Origin of the sequence: Nonlabens sp., assembly GCF_051251825.1 — a bacterium.
Lineage (GTDB): Bacteria > Bacteroidota > Bacteroidia > Flavobacteriales > Flavobacteriaceae > Nonlabens.
Genome location: NZ_JBPOGG010000003.1, coordinates 258,690 through 283,689, shown reverse-complemented (window position 1 = coordinate 283,689; position 25,000 = coordinate 258,690). Strand labels below are relative to the sequence as shown.

Annotated in this window: 25 protein-coding genes; 4 read left to right on the top strand and 21 right to left on the bottom strand. The window is 35.9% G+C overall.

Going from position 1 to position 25,000, the window contains the following annotated elements:
* Positions 1–91: 91 nt before the first annotated feature.
* The 10 genes from ACSHWW_RS06300 to ACSHWW_RS06255 form a co-directional block, all read right to left on the bottom strand.
* Entirely contained in the window at positions 92–1,426 is a 1,335-nt protein-coding gene (locus tag ACSHWW_RS06300) for an MATE family efflux transporter (RefSeq protein WP_435681575.1), read from the bottom strand.
* A gap of 47 nt (positions 1,427–1,473) precedes the next feature.
* Complete coding sequence (locus ACSHWW_RS06295; protein WP_435681574.1) at positions 1,474–2,877, bottom strand: M20/M25/M40 family metallo-hydrolase; 1,404 nt, start codon at positions 2,875–2,877, stop codon at positions 1,474–1,476.
* Complete coding sequence (locus ACSHWW_RS06290; RefSeq protein WP_435681573.1) at positions 2,867–3,745, bottom strand: PPK2 family polyphosphate kinase; 879 nt, start codon at positions 3,743–3,745, stop codon at positions 2,867–2,869. The genes ACSHWW_RS06295 and ACSHWW_RS06290 overlap by 11 nt, the downstream gene beginning before the upstream one ends.
* Positions 3,746–3,751: 6 nt before the next feature.
* Complete coding sequence (locus ACSHWW_RS06285; RefSeq protein ID WP_435681572.1) at positions 3,752–4,918, bottom strand: sigma-54-dependent transcriptional regulator; 1,167 nt, start codon at positions 4,916–4,918, stop codon at positions 3,752–3,754.
* Positions 4,918–5,808 (bottom strand): hypothetical protein, encoded by an 891-nt coding sequence (locus tag ACSHWW_RS06280; protein ID WP_435681571.1) that lies wholly within the window; start codon positions 5,806–5,808, stop codon positions 4,918–4,920. Before ACSHWW_RS06280 ends, ACSHWW_RS06285 begins: the two co-directional genes overlap by 1 nt.
* A 94-nt stretch (positions 5,809–5,902) precedes the next feature.
* Positions 5,903–6,763, bottom strand: coding sequence for a mechanosensitive ion channel family protein (locus tag ACSHWW_RS06275; RefSeq protein WP_435681570.1), 861 nt, complete (start codon positions 6,761–6,763; stop codon positions 5,903–5,905).
* Complete coding sequence (locus ACSHWW_RS06270) at positions 6,763–8,055, bottom strand: ABC transporter permease (protein ID WP_435681569.1); 1,293 nt, start codon at positions 8,053–8,055, stop codon at positions 6,763–6,765. The genes ACSHWW_RS06275 and ACSHWW_RS06270 overlap by 1 nt, the downstream gene beginning before the upstream one ends.
* Positions 8,048–8,977: an ABC transporter ATP-binding protein gene (locus tag ACSHWW_RS06265; protein ID WP_435681568.1), complete on the bottom strand. Its 930-nt coding sequence runs from the start codon at positions 8,975–8,977 to the stop codon at positions 8,048–8,050. Before ACSHWW_RS06265 ends, ACSHWW_RS06270 begins: the two co-directional genes overlap by 8 nt.
* A 203-nt stretch (positions 8,978–9,180) precedes the next feature.
* Positions 9,181–10,317 (bottom strand): molecular chaperone DnaJ, encoded by a 1,137-nt coding sequence (dnaJ, locus tag ACSHWW_RS06260; protein ID WP_435681567.1) that lies wholly within the window; start codon positions 10,315–10,317, stop codon positions 9,181–9,183.
* Between the two features lies 1 nt (position 10,318).
* A complete protein-coding gene (locus ACSHWW_RS06255) occupies positions 10,319–10,879 on the bottom strand; it encodes a nucleotide exchange factor GrpE (RefSeq protein WP_435681566.1) in 561 nt (186 codons plus the stop codon).
* A gap of 239 nt (positions 10,880–11,118) precedes the next feature.
* Between ACSHWW_RS06255 and ACSHWW_RS06250 the strand changes: the two genes are divergently transcribed.
* The gene (locus ACSHWW_RS06250) at positions 11,119–11,772 is read left to right on the top strand and encodes a YceI family protein (protein ID WP_435681565.1); all 654 of its coding nucleotides are present in this window, start codon (positions 11,119–11,121) and stop codon (positions 11,770–11,772) included.
* Between the two features lie 92 nt (positions 11,773–11,864).
* A complete protein-coding gene (locus ACSHWW_RS06245; protein WP_435681564.1) occupies positions 11,865–12,647 on the top strand; it encodes a hypothetical protein in 783 nt (260 codons plus the stop codon).
* A 10-nt stretch (positions 12,648–12,657) separates the two neighbouring features.
* On the opposite strand, the gene ACSHWW_RS06240 is transcribed toward ACSHWW_RS06245, so the two are convergent.
* From ACSHWW_RS06240 to ACSHWW_RS06200, 9 genes are all read right to left on the bottom strand, one after another.
* Complete coding sequence (locus ACSHWW_RS06240; RefSeq protein WP_435681563.1) at positions 12,658–13,566, bottom strand: TIGR01777 family oxidoreductase; 909 nt, start codon at positions 13,564–13,566, stop codon at positions 12,658–12,660.
* Positions 13,567–14,305: 739 nt separating this feature from the next.
* A complete protein-coding gene (locus ACSHWW_RS06235) occupies positions 14,306–14,713 on the bottom strand; it encodes a DUF2141 domain-containing protein (protein ID WP_435681562.1) in 408 nt (135 codons plus the stop codon).
* Positions 14,714–15,073: 360 nt separating this feature from the next.
* Entirely contained in the window at positions 15,074–15,496 is a 423-nt protein-coding gene (locus tag ACSHWW_RS06230; RefSeq protein ID WP_435681561.1) for a hypothetical protein, read from the bottom strand.
* Positions 15,497–15,505: 9 nt separating this feature from the next.
* Positions 15,506–16,786 (bottom strand): DUF58 domain-containing protein, encoded by a 1,281-nt coding sequence (locus ACSHWW_RS06225; protein WP_435681581.1) that lies wholly within the window; start codon positions 16,784–16,786, stop codon positions 15,506–15,508.
* 65 nt (positions 16,787–16,851) lie between these two features.
* Positions 16,852–18,006: an AAA family ATPase gene (locus ACSHWW_RS06220; protein WP_435681560.1), complete on the bottom strand. Its 1,155-nt coding sequence runs from the start codon at positions 18,004–18,006 to the stop codon at positions 16,852–16,854.
* Between the two features lie 2 nt (positions 18,007–18,008).
* The gene (locus ACSHWW_RS06215; protein WP_435681559.1) at positions 18,009–19,373 is read right to left on the bottom strand and encodes a DUF4350 domain-containing protein; all 1,365 of its coding nucleotides are present in this window, start codon (positions 19,371–19,373) and stop codon (positions 18,009–18,011) included.
* The gene (locus ACSHWW_RS06210) at positions 19,370–20,128 is read right to left on the bottom strand and encodes a DUF4129 domain-containing protein (RefSeq protein WP_435681558.1); all 759 of its coding nucleotides are present in this window, start codon (positions 20,126–20,128) and stop codon (positions 19,370–19,372) included. The genes ACSHWW_RS06215 and ACSHWW_RS06210 overlap by 4 nt, the downstream gene beginning before the upstream one ends.
* Entirely contained in the window at positions 20,125–21,057 is a 933-nt protein-coding gene (locus tag ACSHWW_RS06205) for a hypothetical protein (protein ID WP_435681557.1), read from the bottom strand. Before ACSHWW_RS06205 ends, ACSHWW_RS06210 begins: the two co-directional genes overlap by 4 nt.
* Positions 21,026–22,006: a stage II sporulation protein M gene (locus ACSHWW_RS06200; protein ID WP_435681556.1), complete on the bottom strand. Its 981-nt coding sequence runs from the start codon at positions 22,004–22,006 to the stop codon at positions 21,026–21,028. Before ACSHWW_RS06200 ends, ACSHWW_RS06205 begins: the two co-directional genes overlap by 32 nt.
* A 37-nt stretch (positions 22,007–22,043) precedes the next feature.
* Here ACSHWW_RS06200 and ACSHWW_RS06195 point away from each other — a divergent pair, with 37 nt between their 5' ends.
* A complete protein-coding gene (locus tag ACSHWW_RS06195) occupies positions 22,044–22,766 on the top strand; it encodes an RDD family protein (RefSeq protein WP_435681555.1) in 723 nt (240 codons plus the stop codon).
* The gene (locus ACSHWW_RS06190; protein ID WP_435681554.1) at positions 22,767–23,399 is read left to right on the top strand and encodes a trimeric intracellular cation channel family protein; all 633 of its coding nucleotides are present in this window, start codon (positions 22,767–22,769) and stop codon (positions 23,397–23,399) included. It begins immediately after the preceding gene.
* Between the two features lie 35 nt (positions 23,400–23,434).
* Here ACSHWW_RS06190 and ACSHWW_RS06185 read toward each other — a convergent pair whose 3' ends face one another.
* Both ACSHWW_RS06185 and ACSHWW_RS06180 read right to left on the bottom strand, forming a co-directional pair.
* Complete coding sequence (locus ACSHWW_RS06185) at positions 23,435–24,298, bottom strand: rhomboid family intramembrane serine protease (protein ID WP_435681553.1); 864 nt, start codon at positions 24,296–24,298, stop codon at positions 23,435–23,437.
* A complete protein-coding gene (locus ACSHWW_RS06180; protein WP_435681552.1) occupies positions 24,298–24,999 on the bottom strand; it encodes a rhomboid family intramembrane serine protease in 702 nt (233 codons plus the stop codon). Before ACSHWW_RS06180 ends, ACSHWW_RS06185 begins: the two co-directional genes overlap by 1 nt.
* Between the last annotated feature and the right edge of the window lies 1 nt (position 25,000).

Sequence of the window (25,000 nt, the reverse complement as noted above, 5' to 3'; positions counted from 1 at the left end):
CCAAACTTATTTCAATAAAAAATAGAAAAAAAATAGAAAAAAATCGCAACAACCATATTAACAATTACTTACACCCTAAAAAAAATCTGGATTATTTGGAAATTTTATTTACTAAGTAACGATATCGCATGTACATTAATAATGAAGACACACTTAAACCAACTAATAGTCCTACCCATATACCTTTCCCACCATAATTATTTATGATACCTAGATAATACGATATAGGAAAACCAACCAACCAATAGGCTATAAAACAAATAACACTAGGTATCCATACATCTTGCAATCCTCTCAACGCTCCTAAGAAAACTACTTGAAGCCCGTCACTAATTTGAAAAAAGGCTGCAACAATTAATAAACCTGAAGCTAATCGAACTACTTCATAATCTTGTATATAAATCCAAGGTAATCGGTCTTTCAGTAAATAAAACATTAATGCAAATGCAATATCAAAGAGTATCGTTAATAAAAAAATCGACTTGGCAATTCTCCTTAGTTCGCTAATATTGTTATTACCTAATTGATTACCAACTCTAATCGTTGCCGTAACACTCAGTCCTACTCCAACCATAAAGGTTAAAGCTGAAAGATTAAGCGCGATCTGATTTGCGGCTTGGCTCTTTGTCCCTAAAACTCCGCTCATTATAATAGCTGCAGTGAATAAGCTTACCTCAAAAAACATTTGCAAAGCAGTCGGGAAACCAAGATTCAACAACTTTTTAAATATCTCAATTGAAAAGGATTCCATAGAATCAAAGTACTTTTTCATTTCTACTTTTCGCGAAAGCAAAAATATCAGTACAGGAACCATTATTACACGCGCCGCTAATGTACCGTATGCAGCACCTTCAACTTCTAATCTTGGAAAACCAAATTCGCCATAAATCAGCAGATAATTTAATATGACATTAATAATATTTGCAATTATGGTTGCTTGCATTGCAAAAACGGTTCGAGACAGACCGTCTGAGAATTGCTTTATGGCTTGAAACAGCATTAAAGGTATCATAGATAAAGCCACAATTCTCATATAAGGAATTGCCAGTACGATTACCTCATCTGGTTGATCAAGAGCATATAAAATAGGCTCAGCGAGAAACAGCAAAATGCATAGCAAGACACCGTTAGCTGTAGAAACGAGTACTCCGTTATGGAATAGTTGTTTTACCCTTTTATAATTCCCTTGTGCATCAGCCTCAGCGACAAGAGGTGTGATAGCAAACGAAAACCCGATTCCAATACTTAATGCAATAAAAATGAGTGTGTTTCCTAAAGAAACAGCAGCAAGCGACGCATCTCCTAACTTACCGACCATAACATTATCTGCAAATGCTACAAGAAGATGTGCAATTTGCCCTGCCATGATAGGATAAGCAATGCTTAAATTCTTACCAAATTCTCTAGTATAATCTTGTAACGCCATGCTATTTTAAAAGTGGCCAAAGATAACTACAAAGACATCAGATATTTTTAATCTAGTTTTTGAACTAATACTCCGTATTTATCATACAGATACAGTAAACTAGTCATAGTAGCTGCTCCTAATTCTAGTTCGCGCTTATTTACTGCATCAAAAGTGTCATTTGCAGCATGATGATGGTCAAAATATCTTTGAGAGTCTGGTCTAAGACCAATGAGAACGGTATTGTTTCCTTTTAAAGGGCCTACATCTGCTCCACTGCCTCCTTTTTCTAAGTAATGGATTAAATATGGTTTGAACAACTGTCGCCAGTTATTTACTTGGACCATTTGCGCGTCACTTGCATCAAAGCTAAATCCTCGAGGAGAGAAACCACCAGCATCGCTTTCTAGTGCTACAATATGATTATCCTTATCCTTCATGTCGCGAGCATAAGCTCTTGCACCACGTAACCCGTTTTCCTCATTCATAAATAGAACTACTCTAATAGTGCGTTTAGGCTTATAGTTCATAGATTTAAATGATTCTAGCACCTGCATAGATTGCACAACTCCTGCTCCATCATCATGACTACCATCTCCTAAATCCCAGGAATCCAAATGACCACCTACAACGATTACCTCATCTGGGTAGGTACTTCCTTTAATTTGAGCAATAACATTATAAGAAGTCACTTCTCCCCAATTCTTACAATTTTGTTCAAAGAAGAATTCCAAACTGCTATCTTTATTTAAAGCGCTATGTAGTTTATCTGCATCATTAGTGCTTATAGCCGCAGCTGGAATATAATCTGTTATTGATAAATCACCGTAACTCATAGCTCCTGTATGTGGCAAATCATCCATTCTTAAATTCATGGATCTTACAATCACGGCGACAGCACCATATTTTGCAGCCTCGGCAGCTCCACTGTATCGCTGGTCCACACATCCTCCATAAGCCTCAAATGTTTGGATGTTTGTAGGCTCCATGGGTCTATTATAAAAAACTATGTTCCCTTTAATTTTAGATTCTCCAAGTTCTTTTAATTCTGCTAAACCTTGAACTTCAATCACTTTTGCCTTCAAACCAGTTTCAGGTGTAGCTATAGATCCACCAAGCGCACATATATTAACTTTCACCTTTGTATCATCGGCTAACTGGAAATAAGCATATTCTGGAGTACCTCGAGTCCACTTAGGAACTTGTACTGGTTGTAACCATGCTGTATCGGCTACTTTTTTTAACTCGTCTAGTGTGAAATCTACGGCTTGTTGAGCCTGCACACTTCCTGATAGTCTTCCACCTATTTGATTTGAAAGATGGTCTAACCAATCATAACTTTTGGACTGTGTTAAATTATAATCGTAGATACTACGCAACATCAAGGAATCAGACTCGGTAGATTGTTGTAATTGCGCTTTCGCGAAAGCGAAACCTAAAAAAATAAATACTAAAAGAACTCTATTTCTCATTTACTAACATGCTTTTATACTCTTCTAATTTACCTGCAGTGTCATCATCGAGCTGAGGCATAACAATGTGTTTTTTAGTTTCTAATTCTTGTAACAAGATATCACAAACTATTTTGCGAGCCATGGGCTTATCATCTGCTGGAACGATGTACCACGGTGCAAAATCAGTTGTGGTTCTAGAAATTGCTTCTTCATAACATTCTTGATACCTATCCCAAAGAGCGCGTTCTTTTAAATCTGAACTAGAGAATTTCCAGTTTTTCTCTGGTAAACGCAGCCTGCGCAATAATCTGTTTTTCTGTTCTTCTTTGGAAAGATTCAAGAAAAACTTGAATACGTATGTACCATTCTGCACCAGTTCCTTTTCAAAATTATTAATTTGTTCAAATCGCATGTCCCAAAACTCTTGGGTTACATCATCTACACTATTGATATCTGGTAAATGCTCACTCAATAAATATTCTGGATGCACTCTTGTCACCAATACGTTCTCATAATGTGTGCGATTAAAAATCCCAAAATGACCTTTACTGGGTAACGCTATATAATGTCTCCATAAATATCCATGTGATAATTCTAACTCTGTAGGAACCTTGAAACTATGCTGGATTACTCCTCTAACATTAAAATCCTTAAAGACTTCTCTTACCAGACTGTCTTTACCTGACGTATCCATTCCCTGAAAACAAACTAGAACTGCATGCTTATCGTGAGCAAAGAGTTTAGTTTGAAATTCTGCAAGTTTCCTGCGTGATTTTGCAAGAGCGGCTTTTGCCTCTTTCTTAGTCAGTCGTTCTTTAGGTACTGTTTCTAGAACGGATAGTTTAGTTGATTTTGAAGCTTTGTAGTCAGTAGGATTAGTTTTCATTGTATGTTATTTACTTGCAAATGCGTTTACATCACCTTCACTTATTTTATCACCGCCTAATATAATGAGACGCTCTACAACATTACGCAGTTCTCTTATATTACCAGTCCAGTCATAGTTTTGCAATTTAGCCACCGCCTTATCTGCAAATTCTTTGGAAGTTCCGCCGTGTTCTTTAGCAATTTTTGCAGCAAAATGATTGATCAGTAATGGAATGTCTTCTCTCCTATCATTCAATGATGGTACGTTTACCAGGATTACTGCAAGTCTGTGGTAGAGATCTTCTCTAAATCTGTTTTCGGCGATTTCTGTTTTTAAATCTTTGTTAGTTGCGGCAAGAATGCGCACATCTACCTTTATATCCTTATCACTTCCTACACGCTGAATTTTATTCTCTTGCAAGGCGCGCAACACTTTTGCCTGAGCGTTTAAACTCATATCTCCTATTTCATCTAGAAATATCGTTCCACCGTTTGCGGCTTCAAATTTTCCAGCTCTATCTTTATTTGCACCTGTAAAACTTCCTTTTACATGACCAAAAAGTTCACTTTCAATCAACTCTCCTGGAATAGCAGCACAATTCACTTCTATAAATGGAGCTGCAGAACGATGACTTTTTTCATGCAGCCAGTGAGCAACTAGTTCTTTTCCTGTACCATTTCCTCCTGTGATAAGTACTCGTGCATCAGTAGGTGCGACTTTTTCTATGATGTTTTTAATGATAACGATTAGCTCACTATCACCTATCATTTCATAATTCTTACTTACTTTCTTTTTAAGTCGTTTATTTTCTACCACAAGACTTTTACGGTCCAGCGCATTGCGCACTGTATTTAACAAACGATTTAAATCTGGCGGCTTAGATATATAATCAAATGCTCCTAGACGCATGGTATTTACAGCCGTGTCAAGATCACCGTGCCCAGAAATCATTACTACAGGAATCTCAGGTTTGATTTTCTTCATTGCTTCAAGTACCTCAACTCCATCCATCTTGGGCATTTTAATATCACACAACACAAGATCGTAATCATTATCTTTTATGAGTTCTATTCCCTCGAGTCCATCTGTAGCTTCTGTGACCTTGTAGTTACTATTTTCCTCTGAAAGGATTTTGCTTAGCACACGTCTTATCGCAGCCTCATCTTCTATTATTAATATTTTTGAAGTCATTAGAATTTGAATTTTAAACCAGTTCTCATATAAAAACTAGGGTCATCATTAATAGTATATATATCGTTTCTATCGTTATCTCTTAGTCTGAAATCATTACTTATGGTATAAGCTCCATAAGCATAGAATAAAAAATGATCTGTAAAACAATGCTCGTATCCTAAACCACCCAATACTAGAGTCATTGAAATATTTTGTGCTGTATCACCATCGACTACAATATCTTGTTGAATATTACCAAAAAAATTGTCTAGCGTCACAAATGCTTGAACTGCATCTTTACGTTCCTCATTAAAATAGCGACGCACATTTGTTTTAGGAACTCCTAGCGTGTACGTCCAGTTAGGCGCAAACTCTTTATAAAAATTAATGATAGGAAGCGGGAAATCACGACCTGGTGTGGTAGTATATTGTAACCCTAGAATTAATCGATGTGGTTTTTCAACGTCTTCATCTGTTCTATCATAAATCCCATAGACGGCTGCACCAAATATGTAATCATCACTTCCTAACTTTCCATTAAAATTTGAAGCAATTCTAGCAATACCTCGAGCACCAAATCTCCAATTTTGCATAGATTGAGGTTTCACCACATACCCTACGCTTAGTTCCATCAATTGTGTAGAAGAGATTATTGCAGGATTAAAAGGAACTGCATCTTTTAAATTTATATCTACATATCTATAGTCCAGTCCTACTACTATAATTTTATTAAAGTCTTTATCTAAAGGAATAGGTGCTTGAAGAAAAGCTCTGTATCGTTTTATAGAATTATCAGATTTTGAAAATGGAATTTCCATATATTCAATTCTAGCCAGGTCAGTAGTTTGCGCATTTGCAAACAAATTCCCTGTTAATACTAGCAATACAATTCTAAATATGTTTTTCATAAAAACTATAGGTTCCTCAATGTTTATTTAATGATAGTGTTAATTTTAATACGCTTTCGCGAAAGCTTAAAAACACCGACTACTGTGCTCAAGTCTAATCATTCTTATTAGAGGCTTGAAAAATGTGTACATCGCGCTGCGGAAATGGTATTGTAATGTTTTGAGCTCTAAATGCTTTATCAATGGCAAATCTCAATTCACTCTTAATCCTAGGATCTACAAAACTATCTCTTACAAAGAAATACAACCCAAATTCCAAAGCACTATCTCCAAAGTTGTTAAACAGAACAAATGGCTGTGGACTTTTGAGCAAACCGCTCTGCTTTGCTGCACATTCCAATAATGTAGCTTTTACCAGCTCTGTATCACTTCCATAAGCTACACCTACGTTAATGTTTTCTCGAGTTTTGGGATGGTTTTGAGTATAATTATAAATTGTTTGAGTGAGAAACAAGTGATTAGGAACCACAAGAACTTTATCATCGCGTGTTAATGCTCTTGTAGTGCGTAATTTTATTTCAAACACACGTCCTACCTTTCCTTCCATCTCTATAATATCATTTACGAGTAGTGACTTATCTACTAGAATAGTAATTCCCGCAATGATGTCTTTAAAAAAGTCTTGCAATGCAAATCCTATACCGATGAATAAAGCGGCACTTGCTGTCAATATTGCTGTTAAGTCAACTCCTGAGCTGTTGAGTACAATTATGATTACAATGATGTACACTAGGTAATTGAAAAACTTAAAAACACTGTCAAACTTGAGTTTATCAGTCTCGTCCATTTTACGAGTAAGGATCTTTTTTACACCTCTAAGAATTAATGATGCAACAACAATAGCTGTAATAGCAAGTATAAAATGCCATGTATCCAGATGAAAATCTCCATCTTTATCTGCCTCTATTATTTGAAAGGTAAGGAACTCCTTAATCTTACTCCACGATAAATCCATTAGTATCTAAGCCATTTATACAATTCTTTCCAATTTGTCTTTTTGCCATACATTAAAATACCTACTCGATAAATTTTTGCAGCAAACCATGCTACACCAAATATACTGACATATAAAAGTAACATACTCAATCCTATTTCCCAATATGCAATATCTCCAAAAGGAATACGCATCAACATGACTATAGGTGATGTTAATGGAATGTATGAGAAAATAACTGCAACCGTTCCATGTGGATTATCCATTACAGAAAAGAATCCAACGTAGATCGATAAAATCAAAGGTAGAATTACCGGTAACATGAATTGTTGTGTGTCTGTCTCATTATCTACTGCAGCTCCTATCGCTGTATAAATAGCAGCGTATAAGAAATAACCACCTATAAAGTAAATGAAGAAACAAATAACTAGTTTTAATAACGGTAACTGGAGTATGTCATTAATTATCAACTGCATTTTATCCATGTTCTCAAGTTGTGACATGGCCATATCGTTACCTGGACTTTGCATAGCTTCGGGACCTAGTAATGTAGTTACTACCGTAAATAATATTCCTCCTATAACTACCCATATCAAGAATTGTGTTATTCCTGCCAGTGAAGTTCCTGTTATCTTTCCTATCATTAAATAAATAGGTTTTACAGAGCTTATGATTATCTCAATGATGCGATTGGTCTTTTCTTCTATCACAGATCTCATCACCATATTACCGTAGATAATGATAAACATCATTAATAAATATCCTGCGCCTCCACCAAAAGCCATCTTCACCCAGCCGTTTGCCTTACTGGTTTGCACACCTGTGTAACTTTGCAATTGCAGTTCGGCCTCAACTTTTGATTCTTGAATGGTTTTTAAATTGATTCCTTTAAGAACCAGTCGATCTTCAGTAGCTTTTTTACTTATCTTCTCTTCTATACTTTCTATAAATCCTAAGGAAGGTGAATCGTCAGAATAGAAAGTAGCATTTTCAAGATCATCACTATCTCGATTTATATAGATAAGTCCATAATAACCAGCTGTATCGCTAGCCGTTATTGCCGCTTGCAGATCATTATTTTCTATTAAGATATAGTCTGTTTGATCTGTGTCTTCAAATAACGGTGCATATACTCCAGTTTCATCTAGTATGGCAATTTTTCTAACCGTATCATTATTGAGGTTAGTTAAAAAGCCTATCAATACCGCAACACCTACAAATATCAACGGACTCACAAAAGTCATGATGATGAATGTTCTATTCCTTACCTTATTCAGGTATTCTCTCTTTATAATGAGCCACAACTTATCCATCTTGCTTCACGGTTTTAATAAAGATATCATTTACACTAGGTATAATTTCACTAAAATGGGTCAACTCTCCTAGACTTGTTAAATCACTAAGCGATTGTGCAATGGTAACATCTTCTGGCAAAGTGATTTTAAAATCAAGCGTATTATCTAAACCAGATAGCTGGATAGATTGTGCTTTATAAAAAGCTGGAATAGCTGCGATCACCTTATCATTATCTGGCGTGATGAGAGAAACGGTATATTCCCTATTACGGAATTGCTGTTTCACTTCATTGAGTTTTCCACTCAACACCACATTAGATTTATTTATTAATGCGATGTGATCACACATTTCTTCCACACTTTCCATACGGTGTGTAGAGAAAATGATTGTAGCGCCATCATCTCTCAACTTTAAAATTTCATCTTTTATAAGATTTGCATTTACTGGATCAAAACCAGAAAATGGCTCATCAAAAATCAGCAAATCTGGCTCATGCATCACGGTTACGATAAACTGTACCTTTTGCGCCATTCCTTTAGAAAGTTCTTGTAATTTTTTATTCCACCAGCCTTGCATTCCTAAACGATCGAACCAGTATTCAAGCTTCGTTTTTGCCTCAGACTTAGATAGTCCTTTTAACATGGCTAGGTAGATGCACTGCTCACCTACTTTCATGGATTTATATAATCCACGTTCCTCAGGCATGTAACCTATCTGCGCAATGTGTTTTTGTTCAAGCGGTTCACCATTTAGTAAAATACTACCAGAGTCTGGCATAGTGATTTGATTGATTATTCTTATTAAAGAAGTTTTACCAGCACCGTTAGGTCCTAACAAACCATAAACGCTTCCCTTAGGAACTGCTATGTTCACATCATTGAGCGCCGTAAAGTCTCCATAACGTTTAACAATGTGTCTAGCTTCAAGCGTGTTTTCCATATTTGTTCTAAAGCTTGCTAATTTAAAAATATCTCACCGCAACTTATTACTATTTACATTTATTTAGGTATTAAATGAAAAAACCCACCTTCCTAAAAATAGAAAGGTGGGAAAAATTGCTATGAAAAAGAAAAATAACTTTTGGTTGGTTAACCAATAGTTATCTCAAATATATAAAAATAATTTAATTCATTAAGATTATTTTAAGAAAACATGTCTTTCACCTTCTCAAAAAATGATTTATCTCCTTTTTCTGGAGCTGGTTCAAAATGAGAATCGGTCATCATGGATTCAAAAAACTCTTTTTGATCTCTTGATAAATTACGTGGAGTCCATACATTAACATGAACAAGTAAATCTCCAGTTGCATAACCGTTAACGTTAGGCATTCCTTTACCGCGCAATCTAAGTATTTTACCACTTTGAATTCCTGCGTCTATAGGAATACGTACTTTTCCAGTAACGGTTTGTATTTCTTTAGTCGTTCCTAGCACTGCTTCTGGAACGCTTACATATAAATCATAATGAAGATTATTTCCTTCACGCTGTAACTCTGCATGTTCTTTTACTTCTATATCTACAAGTAAATCACCAGAAATTCCATTTCCAGGAGCTTCGTTTCCTTTTCCTCCTACTTTCAAGCGCATGTCGCTTTCTACTCCAGCAGGTATTTTAATAGAAACTGTTTCCTCATCTATAACCAGTCCTTGCGCGTCTGCACCAGCTGGTTTTTTATCCATAGTCTGTCCTGCTCCACCACACACATTACATGGTGCGCTAGTTTGCATTCTTCCTAGAATAGTATTTTGAATACGCGTCACCTGACCAGACCCATTACAGGTAGGACATGTTTTATAAGTAACGCCAGCGGCTTGCTTTTTACGCTTCACTTTCACTTTCTTCTCTACTCCTGTAGCAGCTTCTTCTAGTGTTAATGAAACTCTTATACGCAAATCTTTTCCTTTAACTCTACGACGACCACCGCCACCGCCAAAGCCTCCAAAACCGCCACCAGAGAATCCTCCACCGCCAAAAATGTCTCCGAACTGGCTGAAAATGTCATCCATATCCATCCCGCCGAATCCACCGCCGCCGCCGCCAAAACCACCAGCTCCACCTGAAGTGTATGCCTGGTGACCTAACTGGTCGTAACGTGCTTTCTTTTGAGGATCGCTTAATGTTTCATAAGCCTCTGCAGCTTTTTTAAAGTTCTCTTCGGCCGTATCATCTCCCGGATTTTTATCTGGGTGAAATTCAATGGCTTTCTTGCGATATCCTTTCTTAATCTCTGCAGCTGTGGCACCTTTTGAAATGCCTAAAATGTCATAAAAATCTGCCATATTATTGTCCTATCACTACTTTAGGGTAACGTATGATCTTGTCGCCCAGTTTGTAACCTTTTTCAATTACGTCTATTATTTTTCCTTTCATCTCATCACTAGGCGCTGGAATTTGTGTAATTGCCTCATGATAGTCTGCATTAAAAGTATCTCCAGCTCTCACTTCCATTTGCTCAAGACCTTTATTTGTTAAGGTATTGCGCAATTTATTTGCGATAAGATTCACTCCTTCTGTTAAAGTGGTATCCTCAGACTTGTTGATTTCAATCATTCCTCTGTCAAAATCGTCCAGTACTGGCAACATGTCTTTTAAAACTCCTTCACCAGCAGTTTTGAAAAGCTCTATACGTTCTTTAGCAGTACGTTTTTTAAAGTTTTCAAACTCTGCAAATATCCTCAAGAACTTGTCTTTTTCAACTTGTAATTGTTCTTGTAAATCTTCTATAGGATCTTTTTGCTCTTGCACTTCTTGCTCCATCGTCTCATTTACATCATCTTGTTTTTCAACAGTTTGTGCTTCTTGATCTTTCACTTCTTGTTCTTCTTTTTTATTCTTTGCCATAACTGGTCTCCTATTTATGTTAGGAATTAATGGTTATTTATAATGTGATGAGGCTGTTGTTTTACGCTTTCGCGAAAGCGTGATAACACCATCTTTATTACTTATTCTCAATCCAATAGTCAAAAAGACTGCCATTTCAATTTCAATGTCAAAATGTCACTGGAATATTTAATATAGTTTTAACTTAGATATTTGTAGGTACATGTAATTTTACAATTCAAATAAATAAAACACAAACCATGAACACAAAATCAATAAAATTAATGGGAATGGCTGCGATAGTAGCATTCACTATGTCTTGTAAAGACGCACAAAACGAAGTAGAGGCTACAGCAGCCGCTGCCGAAGCTGAAGCAACAATGGAAGCAGTTACTTATAAAGTAGATACTGCAGCTTCTAGTATTGCATGGGTAGGTTCTAAACCTACAGCAGACCACACAGGAACTCTTGCTCTATCTAGCGGTATGGTAATGGTAAATGGTGAAGCTCTAGAAAGTGGAGAATTCACTATAGACATGAATTCAATGGAAGTTACTGATCTAGAAGGTGAAAAAGCGATGAAATTAAAAAATCACTTATCAGGAATTGTAGAAGGAACTGAAACTGATTTCTTTAATGTAAATAAGTATCCTACTGCTAAGTTTGTAGTTACTGGATTAAACGGTAAAATGTTATCTGGAAACTTAACAATGAAGGATGTGACTAAGAACGTATCTTTTCCTGTAACTGTTTCTTATGATGGTGATAAAATGATGTTGAATAGTGAAGAATTTACTATCAACCGTACAGATTGGGGAATCAAATATGGTTCTCAGGCGTTTAGTGATAAAGTTCTAGACAGCGCAATTGCAGACGATATTAAACTTACTGTAAGTCTTGTTGCTACTAAGTAATTAAGATTTGAGTGTAGATTTTAAGAGGGAAATCCTTGAGCTGTTGCTCAGGGATTTTTTTATTTGGGTATTTTTGAGGTTTAATTCTATCTATGTTGCGTTTACTTTTAATCCTCATTACTTTATTTAGTACAATTTCAATCTCTGCCCAACCTCGTAAAACGATAGAATTAGATTCTAATTTTTCATTTCAGATAAGAGGTGATGTTGAAGATTTATTTGAAATAGAATATGAAGTAAAAGGATTACCTGCTACCGGATACAGATATAGCAGTGAGGCTGGTGTTGTAGTAGTCGTTAAAGTTGCTAATCGTGATCTTGAAAATGCTGCTCAGGAGGACATGTGCATCAATAACCTATTTACTCTCAAAAGTTTTTACAAGGGTAACTTCATAGGTTTTAAAAAATCACTTGATAAAGATGCCACAATTACTTTTAAGGAGATCTCTAACCAACGTGATACTTGGGTTGCCGATATAGAATATGATGGAATCATAGAAGGATTAAACTCTATAGGTAGATGCCGTTTCTATTTCACACCAGATTATACCTATCAAGTTCTAGTCATTAACTTAAAGGAAAGTAACTTTATGGATCCTATGCTTTCCTATGATATTTTTCAGTTTGCTCACTTAAATGAAAAGTATCAAGGTAAAAACCAATTCATGCGCTGTAATGGCAAAGACTTAAATTATGACAATGTAGAACAATCGCCTGCATTTAATAGTGGCTATGAAATAGGACGAATGATTGCTCCATTTCTTTGTATGGGATTTGTTATTTTAATGATAGGCGGAGTTGTACTTATAATTATCAATATTCAAAAACGCAAAAGAAAAAAAGAACAAGACGAGTTTGATCGTTATAATAATTAGCCCTTAACCTTTAAATATATTTTTCAAGCGCTTGATCTAACTGTGGATATTGAAACTCATAACCAGCTTCTTCTATACGAGAACTGCTCACATGCTGACTAGACAATACGACAGCTGCCATTTCACCCAGCATTAATTTCATGACAAACTTGGGAACATTAGGTAAAAACACCGGTTTTCCCATCGCTTTTCCTATTGCTTCCATCATAGGTCTGTTTCTTACAGGATGAGGAGCTACACCATTATAAACGCCTTCTAATCTGTTCTCAGAAACGTGATAAAATATTCCAGCGAGATCATCTACGGCAATCCAACTTTGCCACATTTTACCGTTTCCAAAACCTGCTCCAGCATAAAACTTCACCGGTTGTGCCATTTGTTCTAGTGCGCCACCATTTGTAGCAAGGACAATTCCTATTCTTACAATTGCTAGTTTTACACCTGTTTCTTTAAATTGTTGAGCAATACTTTCCCACGCGATACATACCTCAGCAAGAAAATTATCTGCATAGGGCGGAATTTCATTTTCTTTAAAAGCCTCGGCATCTTGATCGTCGGGATAGATTCCTATGGCGCTAGCAGTAATGACTTGCTTCACATTATGCTCATTATCTTTAAGTAAGTTCACCAGCAATTGTGTGCTGTCTATACGGCTGGACATGATGGCTTCTTTAGCCTCATCAGTCCATCGTTGAAAGACTGATGCTCCTGCGAGATGAATTACTGTATCTATTCCATCGATACATGCTGCGTCGATAGTCATATCTTTTACGTTCCATAAAAAACCTTTATAGTTGGCTTCATTCTTTATAGCGCTAGAACGCGTGGTAAGATAATGAACGCTGTGTCCTTTTGATATGTATAAATCGGCTATTTGAGAGCCTACTAAACCTGTTGCACCTGTGATTAATACTTTCATAGTAGTAAAGTTAGTTGCTGGAATGTTGTGATTGAAGAGGTTTTGTATAGAATTAACTATTTTATCTAGATGTGAGGTATTAGGAATGTGGTATGAGGAATGAGGAATGAGGAATGAGGTAAAATTACATATAGAATATAATAATGCTCATTACATTTTAAAACTATAACATTCTCGTCCTTATTTCTTTACTAACAAGCAGATCACGCTCAAACTAAAACTTGGTATTTAAGCTAAAAATCAGTTTTGAGTTCGAGTTCAAGTTCGGGTTCGAGTTCGAGTTCGATTTCGATTTCGATTTCAAAAAGATTCCGCATCAAGTGCGGAAATTCAAGACAATCACAATATTTCTTTTTTCAGTTGAGTTGAAATTCAGTTTTTCAACAGCCAAACCCTTTTGGTGGCTCACTCAGCGTTGCTGAGCTCGTCGTCCACCTGTTTTCCCTTTGCAAAGGGAAATGCTTTTTTTATTGTGACGAAAGTACGTAGTGTGACTTTTTATTTTAACCTTCTTGAGTTACCGTTCCCCAGTCACTTCGACAAGCTCAGTAGAACGCCTAAACGGAGCGGAAGTTGATGACATTTCACAATAGCATTGACTTTTCTAGACCTGCTTGTTGGAATACTGATTCAAATTTAGATTCAATTTCAAGTTCGAGTTCGAGTTCAAACTGGAATTCATAAAAAAACTCATTACCGACTAGATGTCAATAATGAGTTTAGAAAAAGTGAGTTTGTATTACAGTCTGATACTCATTTCCATATCTTCTTTTAAAGTAAACTTAGAATCTCCAAAATTTGGTGGACCATAGCTTATTTGTCCACCGCTCACGCTATAGTTTTCAGTAGGCATACCGTTTTCAAAATCCATTCTTTGATTACCATTCAGATCGTGAAGCACTATTACCGAGTATTCTCCAGCTGGTACGTTTTCAAAAGTTACCGTTGCTACTCCATCTACTATTTTGATAGCTGCACTTTGAATAGGTTCTGTTTTCATGAATGTTGCCTCTGTATTGAGTGCAAATACCATTTCGCCTTTGTCGCTGGTTGCGTTAGGCACAGTTACTTTTAAGGTGTGTGTTGCTTCTTGTGCAAAGCTTAATAAAGAAATAAATAATGCGATGGTTGTGATTACAGTTTTCATAATAGTAAGGTTTTTGTTGTTTGATGATACAAATATGCATCACGCTTTCGCGAAAGCGAATTCAAAACTACCCAACTGTCATAAATTGATACTGAAGTGTAAAATGGCCGTAATAATAAGGATTTAAGCCTAGCAGAATAAATTATCTTAGGGTTTACATGGATGTTCTTCACTCAAGCGCCACACCCATTGTCCTGCGGACATTTCCCTCAAGGGAAAGCCTAACCTATAACATTAATCGATTAATTCATGTATTCCAAAATTACCGTCTTCCCTACGAGGCCTGCCTACCGATAGGTATGGGAAGATAAGAGTTGGGTGTTTACAGTGTTTGTAAAAAAAGATCAATTGAATTAATCACTACGCCTCCTGCGGCTCATACTCTTTTAAAATGCCCATCAACTTATCGACATCTTCTTGACGTAAATGATTTAGAGGAAAAGAATCTACTCTATTAATACGGCGTATGTGGAGTTGATTATCTTCTATCCAGGCTTCACTTAGAAATTTTAAATCAAAATCTAATTTCTTTCCATTGATTTTTATACTGTAATGATCTGCATGTTTGTAAAAAACTGCGTTTTTACAGGTCCACTGAAATATAAAATAACCATAAAAAGAAAGCCAAAACACGGCTCCTATAATATCGTCTACTATAGTATCTTCCGCTAGAAACCTCAGTGAAATATATGTAAAACATATAATGATTGTGAATACTATGATTAACCAAGTAGGATAATTGCGCCAGGAAATACTAAAAAAGTACAATTTCTTCTTTTTCATAAAATTGAATTACAATAATCCTCTCGCTTTAATCTCTAGATATTTATTAATCGTATTTACCGTAAGATGCTGTGGTTCTGTAAGTATGGTTTGAATACCGTACTTATTCAACTCGTTCACGATGAGTTTTTTCTCATAGATGAACTTCTCAGCAATGGTCTTGTCAAAAATCTCTCGTGTAGTATCTACTTCTTCAGTAAGCATCTTTTTGAGCTCTGTGTTTTCAAAGAAGATCACGACAAGTAAGTGATTTTTGGCAATGGCTTGTAGATAAGGTAATTGTCTATGAAGCGCATCGAGCGTTTCAAAATTAGTATACAGCAATAGTAAACTACGGTTAGTAATCTTGCGTTTGACGTCTATATACAATCTTGAGAAATCGCTTTCTTTAAAATCGGTATCAACGTTATAGAGCGTTTCTAGAATCAAATTCATTTGTGAAGCTCTTTTTTGAGCGACGACTTGATTTGAAATGCGGTCCGAGAAACCAAACATTCCTGCTTTATCTCCTTTTTTCAAAGCAATGTTACTTATAACCAGTGTCGCATTAATTGCGTAGTCTATAAGTTTCATTCCTTCAAACGGCATTTTCATCACACGACCTTTATCTATAACAGAATAAACTGGTTGTGATTTCTCATCTTGATACTGGTTGAGCATGAGTTCGCCACGCTTAGCACTAGCTTTCCAGTTAATATTGCGTACATCATCACCTGGAACATAATCTTTAATTTGTTCAAATTCCATGGTGTGCCCTATCCTACGTATTTTTTTAAGTCCGTAGTCTTTAAGTTTATTAGTAAATGCCATAAGCTCATACTTGCGCATTTGTAAAAACGACGGATAGGTTGGCGCCATCGCATCGGCATCAAAAAGGTAGCGGCGTTCTATAAAACCAAGAAAACTGGATACATAAACATTTAAAGAACCAAAATGATATTCTCCTCTTTCCACAGGTCGCACCGTATAATTATACTCCTGCGTCATTCCAGATGCAATCGTTGCTTCAATCTTAAAATCTCGTTTTTGAAACTGAACAGGTAATTCATCTATGAGCTTTACAGCAATTTTATAAGGATTTTGATTTGCTACTGCGATATTCACAGGATTATCATCACCGTTAGAGAGCTTATCCGGCAAGTTGCGTTTTGCTTTTATTCCTTCTTTAAGTCTGTAAACAAGAAATATATCTAAAACTGTTAGTGCTATCAATATGTAGAACCCAAACTTTAAATAACTAAAAAGCCAAGGAAATAAAAAAGCAACTATTAATAACAGCGCAAGCGCAATAAGCACTTGAAAAAAGCGCTTAGAGAAATAGATACTCTTATAAAATTTATGGAGCTTTTTCTTCACTATCTAGGTATCTCTATCGTTTCTAGAATTTGTGCCACGGCTCTATCTGCAGTGAAACCTTCCATCTCACGTTCTGGTGTAAGGATGATTCTATGTCTCATCACAGATTTTGCGATATACTTGATATCATCTGGTGTAACAAAATCACGTCCCATGATAGCTGCATAAGCCTTTGATCCATTCATAATAGCAATAGATGCACGAGGTGATGCTCCTAAATATAGGTTGGCATTATTACGCGTATTTAATACAATCTGCGCGATGTATTTAATCAAGTTATCTTCTATGATGATATCCTTAATCGTCGTTTGATACTTCTTTATTTGTGCTGCAGACAGTACTCCTTCTATTAAAGACTCTGGATCTGCATTTTTTCTAGCGTGATTTCCTTCTAGAATTTTAATTTCTTCTTCTAGATTAGGATAATCTACATTGATTTTAAACAAGAAACGGTCTAACTGTGCCTCAGGCAATCTATAAGTTCCTTCTTGTTCCACCGGATTTTGAGTAGCAAATACTAAAAACGGAGCTTCAAGATTGTACTCATGTCCATCGATGGTTACTTGACGCTCTGCCATTGCTTCAAAAAGTGCTGCTTGCGTTTTTGCAGGCGCACGGTTGATCTCATCAATAAGAATAATATTTGAAAATATAGGACCAGCCTTAAATTCAAAATCATTATTCTTCATACTGAAAACGCTAGTTCCTAGAATATCACTAGGCATTAAGTCTGGTGTAAACTGGATACGTGAAAAACCTATTTGCATAGTTTTGGCGAGCAGTTTTGCAGTAACTGTTTTTGCTACACCAGGAACTCCTTCTATTAATGAATGTCCATTTGCAAGAATAGATACGATCAATAAATCAATCATTTCTTCTTGACCTATAATTACTTTACTGAGTTGCTCTTTGATTTGTGCCACCGCTGCAGATAACTCGGTTAAATCAATACGATTCTTAAAAGCTAAACCATCGGGTTGTGGTGGTTGTACTACTTGCGGTTGATCTGGAACAAATGCAGACGCACCAGAATCTGAATCTGGAGTGTGAACAAATTGTTCCTGTGCAGGTTCTTGAACTGGTTGAGAGTTATTCTCATTACCAGTTTGCGGCTGGTTGTCTTGTGGCTGGAGCTGATCTTTATTTTCTTCCATATCTATTCCTTTAAAAAGGCTTCTATCCTTTTATTGAGTTGTTTTAATTCATATTCATTGTGTACAGATTTTGCACGCAATTTATTCACGTAAAGAATGACATCCTCAGTGAAATTTTGTGACTTTCCAGATTTAACGGCCAGTCGTTTAATAAATCTATCGTCTAGTTTTTGTGTATCCACAAAGTATTGCGATCGTAATCTTTCTAAGAAGTAACTAATTTTCTTATCTATTATACTACTGTAATCACCAGTTTGATAATATAAACTACCTATGGTTTTAGTAAATTCTACACTACTATTTGCCAGTGGTTTTACAATAGGAATGATACGCTGGCGTCTTTTACTGGCAAATATCATATATAAAACCACCGCTAGTAAGGCAATGTAATAAGCCCATTTTAACGCTGGCTGCGATAATACAAATCGCATAGGAGAAGTTATAACTTTACGACCACGCTTTCCATAATCATCAAAGAAAACAGGCCCATCATTCATATAAGCCAGAGACTCTACTACGTACTGATGTTTTCCATCCTTGAGCATGTAATAATTAGTAAACGCTATAGGATTCAAATTGTAATAAAAAGCACCATCACCTACTTTCACTTCTATGAAATTAACTTGAGGTGTTTCACGAGTTAATCTTTTTTCCTCTTTAGTAGGTTCCTCAAAGTCTTCTATTTGTTCATAATATTCATCATCAGTTTCCTCGATATCAACATCATTATTTTGAGAAGCTTCTTCTACCTCATCATCACCGAGTGTTTCGTTGAGATAATCTGCGATGTAGCCTTTAGATGGTTCAAAGGCAAGAATTTCTCCTAGCACTTTAGTACGCAGTGTATCGTATTCTTCAAAGTATTTATAATCGCCGCCTATGTCATAAACATAACTGCGATCTTTAAATTTCTTATTTACTAATCGGGTTCTTATAGTATCTCTTTTAGAATAGGTGTAATATCCCGTAGAGTTAGACTCCAGTCCTAAGGTGTCTGCCAGTTCACCATAAGCTCCTGCGCTAGCAATAAAGACCTTATTACCACGAGCAACAAACTCCATTAAGTAATCGGTCTCAACACTGTCAAAACTGAGATAGTCATTAATAAAAATGTAGTTTGCGTCTGTGATAGAATCATTTTCTAATAAAAAATCTACAGGAACTTGATCCACAGATTGCACCTTATTTCCTTGAAACATCTCATCCAGCTGGTCATACAATACATAAGAACCAAAAGGGATTTTATCACCACTAGTAAAACTCATTTCCCAGTTTAAGGGTCGTGGTCTGCTGCTTTCAAATGCAAACAGTAATACGATTACTCCTAGCAATATGTATAGAATCGTTTTTGCTCTCTTATCTATCATGACGCGTGATTTTTAAGAGATTCAAACTGGTTTCTAGCATCTTGAAAACTGTTTTCTTGCAGCTCAAACTCGCCGTACCAGACATAGTCATATAAATAGGAGATCTTTTTAAAGTGTTCCTTTAAACCTGGTTCTTTAAGTTCACGATAGTAATCGGAATTTGTTTTTTGAAAATCCCAATCTATTTTATCATTTGTACTGAGCCATTTTAAGGAATCGAGATATAGATAACGCACCGCATTTCTATAATTTCCAGTAGCGATACTATCCTTAATCAATTGTCCTAGATCTATTTGCTCGATATGGGTTTCTTCCATGTTTACAGATGCTGCCATGCGAGAATTGCGACTCAGTAATGCCTGCGGACTTTCATTAGAAAGCAATCGTACTAAAAAGTAAATACCAACTGCTGCCATTAATATAAAGACTAAGATTTTCAATACTTGAGCCCAGAATGGACTTACTTCTATCCCAAATACATCACCGATCCAGTTAAATATTCCATTTAAGAAACGAGTGAAAAAATTCTCTCCATCATCATTTACTTGGTAATAATAGTAGTCATTTCCTGTATAAGTCTCTCTTAAATCCTCGCCCAGATCTGGCACAGTAAGACTGCGATCGTCATAATCCCTATTAAGAGTGTCTGTGATTTCTCGAGGACGTTCTTCTATTTTGGGAATGAGATCTTGTATGGATTGCGCTTTCGCGAAAGCGGAACCAAGAACAACTAATAATATTATTAATTTTCTCATGCGGTATCACCTAATTTCTCAATACGGGAACGCAAGAAGGTATTATTTTTAAACTCGTGTAGATTGAAATATACAAATGCATTAATGGTTTGTGATAGCAGTTGTATAAACATAATGATTAATGAAAAAAGTGTAATGAGTACTACGATAAGAATCTGGCCAAAAACGCTCTCATCCAATCCAGTTCCAGTGTCTATGGTATGGAAAATATAAACTCCTACTAGTATAGATGGTACAATGTTAATAGCAAATAAGCATACCTGAATAATCAATCCTAGTACAAAATTCACGCCTATAGCTTTCCAGAAAGAGCTGAAGAGTAATTCCCAAGCTTCTCCAAAAGCTGCAAAAACCGTAGAATCTTCATTATGCACATAACTGAATATGGTCAAACTGATCCACGCATTAAATCCTAGTCCTATAAAAATACTCGCTATAGATCCTAATAATGGGATAAATGCTAGAACGAGCTGCACGATGACATATATAAAATACAATCCTACTGCAGTAAGCGCCACAAGAAACAAACCACCTAAATGACGTTTTGCTTTATGCCACGCGTCTTTACGTGGGATATTATTCATCTTGCGCTGCTCATATAGACTTACATAAGCACTCGATAAACTATAATTGAGTAAGGTCGCAATTAAAATAATAATGATCCAGAATATAAATCCTAGTCCAGTTAAAACAGCTGCCGATTCCTCTGGATTTGAAGATCCAAAACTCGTATTATTCTGTGCAACGGTTAAAGCTACTGCTCCAGTAACAACCATGTAAGTACTTATCAATAGGAAAATGACAAAAACACCATTGTACCCTATGAACATATTCACGATTTCCTTGACATTTCCTTTCAGAAAATCAAAGTAAGCAGATATGATCCCACCAAAATCCCTACGCAGTCTGGGTTCTATGTATTTCTTCATTCTTTCTTTTTAAATGGATAGGATAAATAACGTAATATCCTATGATAATCGCAGCACTCACTAACACGATGCTGTACTTTAAAATAGCTGGCATGAACGCATATCGCGTTACAAAACCTTCTATAAAACCAGCTACAATAAACAAAGGTATGGTGCTGATTAAAACTTTGAGACCTTTTTTTGCGCCTTTAACAAAAGAAACTCGCCTGGAATAAGTGCCTGGAAATAAAATAGAATTTCCCATAATCATTCCTGCCGCTCCACAAATTACAATAACAGAAAGCTCAATCGTTCCATGAAGCATAATCACGCTCCAGGATTCTAAGGCCACGTCTTCATTTGAGAACATAGCAAAAAAGGTTCCCACCATTACTCCATTATTAAATAAGATATATCCCGATCCTACAGAGGTAAGCAATCCTGCGGCAAAGCAAATCATTCCTACTCTTATGTTATTAATGGTAATCCATAAAGACATTCCCAGTGCACCTTCAGACTGATAAATTCCTGCTGGATTTCCTTCTCTTATATTTTGAAGTGTTTTATTTACATAAGCATCTCCTAAAATCAATCGTGTAAATGAATCATCATAAATGGTACTTATAGCTCCTATTGCGACAGCGATCATAAATATGGAAAATGCATAAAACATAGTACGTTGATGATCTGCAAAAAAGAGCGGAAAATCCTTTCTCCAAAATTCAAGAATCGTGTTCCCACTTTCTTTTTTATTGATATAAATTTTTTGATGCGCTTGACTTGCCAAAGAATTTAAATACAACAGAGTTTTGCTTTTTTTGTAATAAGTTTGGGCAAACGATAAATCGTTAGTTAATTGTATGTAAAGTTCTGCGAGATAATCTGGATCTATTTTTGAATTTGAGTCAAGAGCCTTCTCAAAAGCCATCCATTTTTCTTTATTTTGCTTCACAAAAGCTGCTTCACGCATAGCACGATTTTTGGCTAAGATAAAAACTAAATTCAGCATGTCCAACACAAATGTAAATACTGCTCAAAATGTTAATATCAACTATAATGTATCCAGTCTGGGACATCGCATAGTTGCGTTATTGATAGACCTAGTAATCATGGGTTTATATCAAACCATTATCAATTATATAGGCTTAGGATTTGAATCTATGGTAAATGATAATACGTTTTTTGGAGTGTCACAATTTCTATTATTACCTATAGCTTTCTATAGTTTGTTCTTTAATATCGTTTTTGGTGGTCGTACACCAGGTAAGTTTATCATGAAAATGAAAGTGGTAAAAATAGACGGTTCTCCAGCGCGCTGGTCCGATTATTTAGTTTCTTGGTTGTTAAGACCTATTGATATATGGTTTACCTCAGGTAGTGTAGGAATCATGTCTATTATTTTTACAGAGAAAAAACAGCGTTTGGGCGACTCAGCATCAGACACTATAGTGATTGATGCTCGCAAGAAAACTAAAATAAGCCATACCATTCTTGAAGATGTAGATGAACATTATGAACCTACTTTTTTAATGGTTAACAATTTAAGTGATAACGACGTGAATGAGATTAAAGAAATCTACAGACTTGCTGCAGAGAGTCGTGATTTTAAAGCGCTCAATCAATTGCGTGATAAGGTAGAAGAATTACTTCATATAAAATCAGAGCTACGCGATGGTATTTTTATACGTACAGTTTTAAAAGACTACACTTATCTTACTCAAGGACACTAGATGGATTTTATACAAGTAGTTGATTTTCTTGGAACTATAGCCTTTGCTATTTCTGGAGCGCTAGCGGGAATTAATAAAAAGTTAGACGCATTTGGTGTTGCCATTATAGCATTTGTCACCGCTGCTGGCGGTGGTACATTAAGAGACATACTTCTAGGAGTAAGTCCCGTTTCCTGGATGACAAATATGAATTTAGTTTATACGATTCTAGTTTGTGTATTGGTCACCTTTATATTCAGTAAAAGACTACTCAAATTACGTAAAACGTTATTCCTTTTTGACACCATAGGAATAGGTCTTTATACTGTAGTAGGTCTAGAAATGGGACTTGTGGCAGGATTACATCCATTAGTTTGCATCACACTAGGTTGTATTACAGCATGTTTCGGTGGTGTGATAAGAGATATTCTAGTCAACGAGATTCCAGTAATATTCCGCAAGAATATTTATGCCACAGCATGTATTGCTGGTGGATCTGTTTATTTTATATTAATGGAATTTCAAATTCTTGAGAACTTAATTTTTGTTATCGCAGGATCTTGCGTTATAGCTATAAGATTACTCGCTGTAAGGTTTAAATGGCAATTACCACGACCATACTTGCCAGAGGATGATGAGAAGACTACTTTTTAATACGCTTTCGCGAAAGCGTCATTAACAATGATAATCTAGTCCTTTCCAGCCTTAAATAAGAAATCTTTCTCTGCTTTCGTAAGACTCTCATAACCACTTGCCGAAATCTTATCGAGAATACTATCTATTTTAACTTGCTGCTCAGATTTATTTGAAGGTGTGCTTTTCTTTGTGTTCTTGTTGCGATAAACGGTTTTCATTTTGGCCTTTTTCTCCTTCTTAGGAGAAGACTTGAACAAGCCCATAAAAGAATCACCCATGGAAGCTAAACCTTTAAGAATATCGATTCCTTCTTTCATTTTAATCGCTGCATAGTATCCTATAGCTGCTCCACCTAGATGAGCAAGGTTTCCACCTACATTCAATCTTCCAAAAATTCCTGCAAGTGAAATAACGATTAAAGCATAACCTATATACTTAAGTTTTAAATTGAAAAAAATCAATCTCACTTCAGTTTCTGGCTGGTAAGCGCACATAAAAATCACAACGGCATAGACTCCAGCACTAGCACCTATTAATGATGCTAGACCTACAAAACTTGGAAATAAACTTACACCAAGTAGAAAAAACGCAGCACCACTTAAAATACCAGCAAAGAATAAAGTAAAGAGCTGTCGAGTGTTGAAAAAATTAAGCATCATACCACCAAAACTCCACAGAATCAACATATTAAAAAACAAATGAATAATATCTGAATGCAGGAATCCATAAGTTAAAATAGACCATGGTTGCAGCAATGTTGCCCATAATCCTGCAGGTAATGAAAACCATTTATAAGCCGCAGGAACAATCCAGCCTAGCAACCAAGTTCCCAAAGTTACCGCAACTATAATTACAATCAATTGCCCTAAAGCAGATTGAGTAGCGTACTTTCTTTTTAAATCATCTATAAAGTTCATTAATCCCAGCGGTATTGATCCATGCTATTTCTTTTCCAGTACCATGTTATTATAAATCCTATGATGGCGCCACCTACGTGAGCAGCATGACCTATATTATCTTGAACTCCTGTAAGGCCAAGTGTTGCTATAGTTTCATAAAGGAAGTAAGCACCTATTAACCATTTTGCGGCGATAGGAAATGGTATAAATAAGATTTGTAATTTAATATTAGGATATAAGTAAGCAAAACCAGCAAGTACACCAAAGGTACAACCACTGGCTCCTACCATCACACCCCAAAAATTAGGATCTATAGCCGTTCCATATAAACGTTCAGACACCATTTCTTGAGACATTCCTGCTTCTATCCATTCTTGCGACATGGATATATAATGATAATAATCTATTCCCGTGGTTAACAAGTAAGCTCCTATTCCAGAACTTAAATAAAAGAAAATGAATTTATTATTTCCCATCCATTTTTCTAACGGTGGACCAAAAATCATCAACACATACATATTCATAATTAAGTGCAGCAAATTACTATCATCATGCATGAACATGTGCGTGATAGGTTGCCAAAAATGAAATCTAGGATCATTGAAGAAGTGAAGTGCAAACGTATCGTATAAATCAGGAGCTATAAAAACAGTTCCTATATAGAATACTACGTTAAGTATGATAATGCCTTTTACTACAGGCGTGATGTTATTAAACATT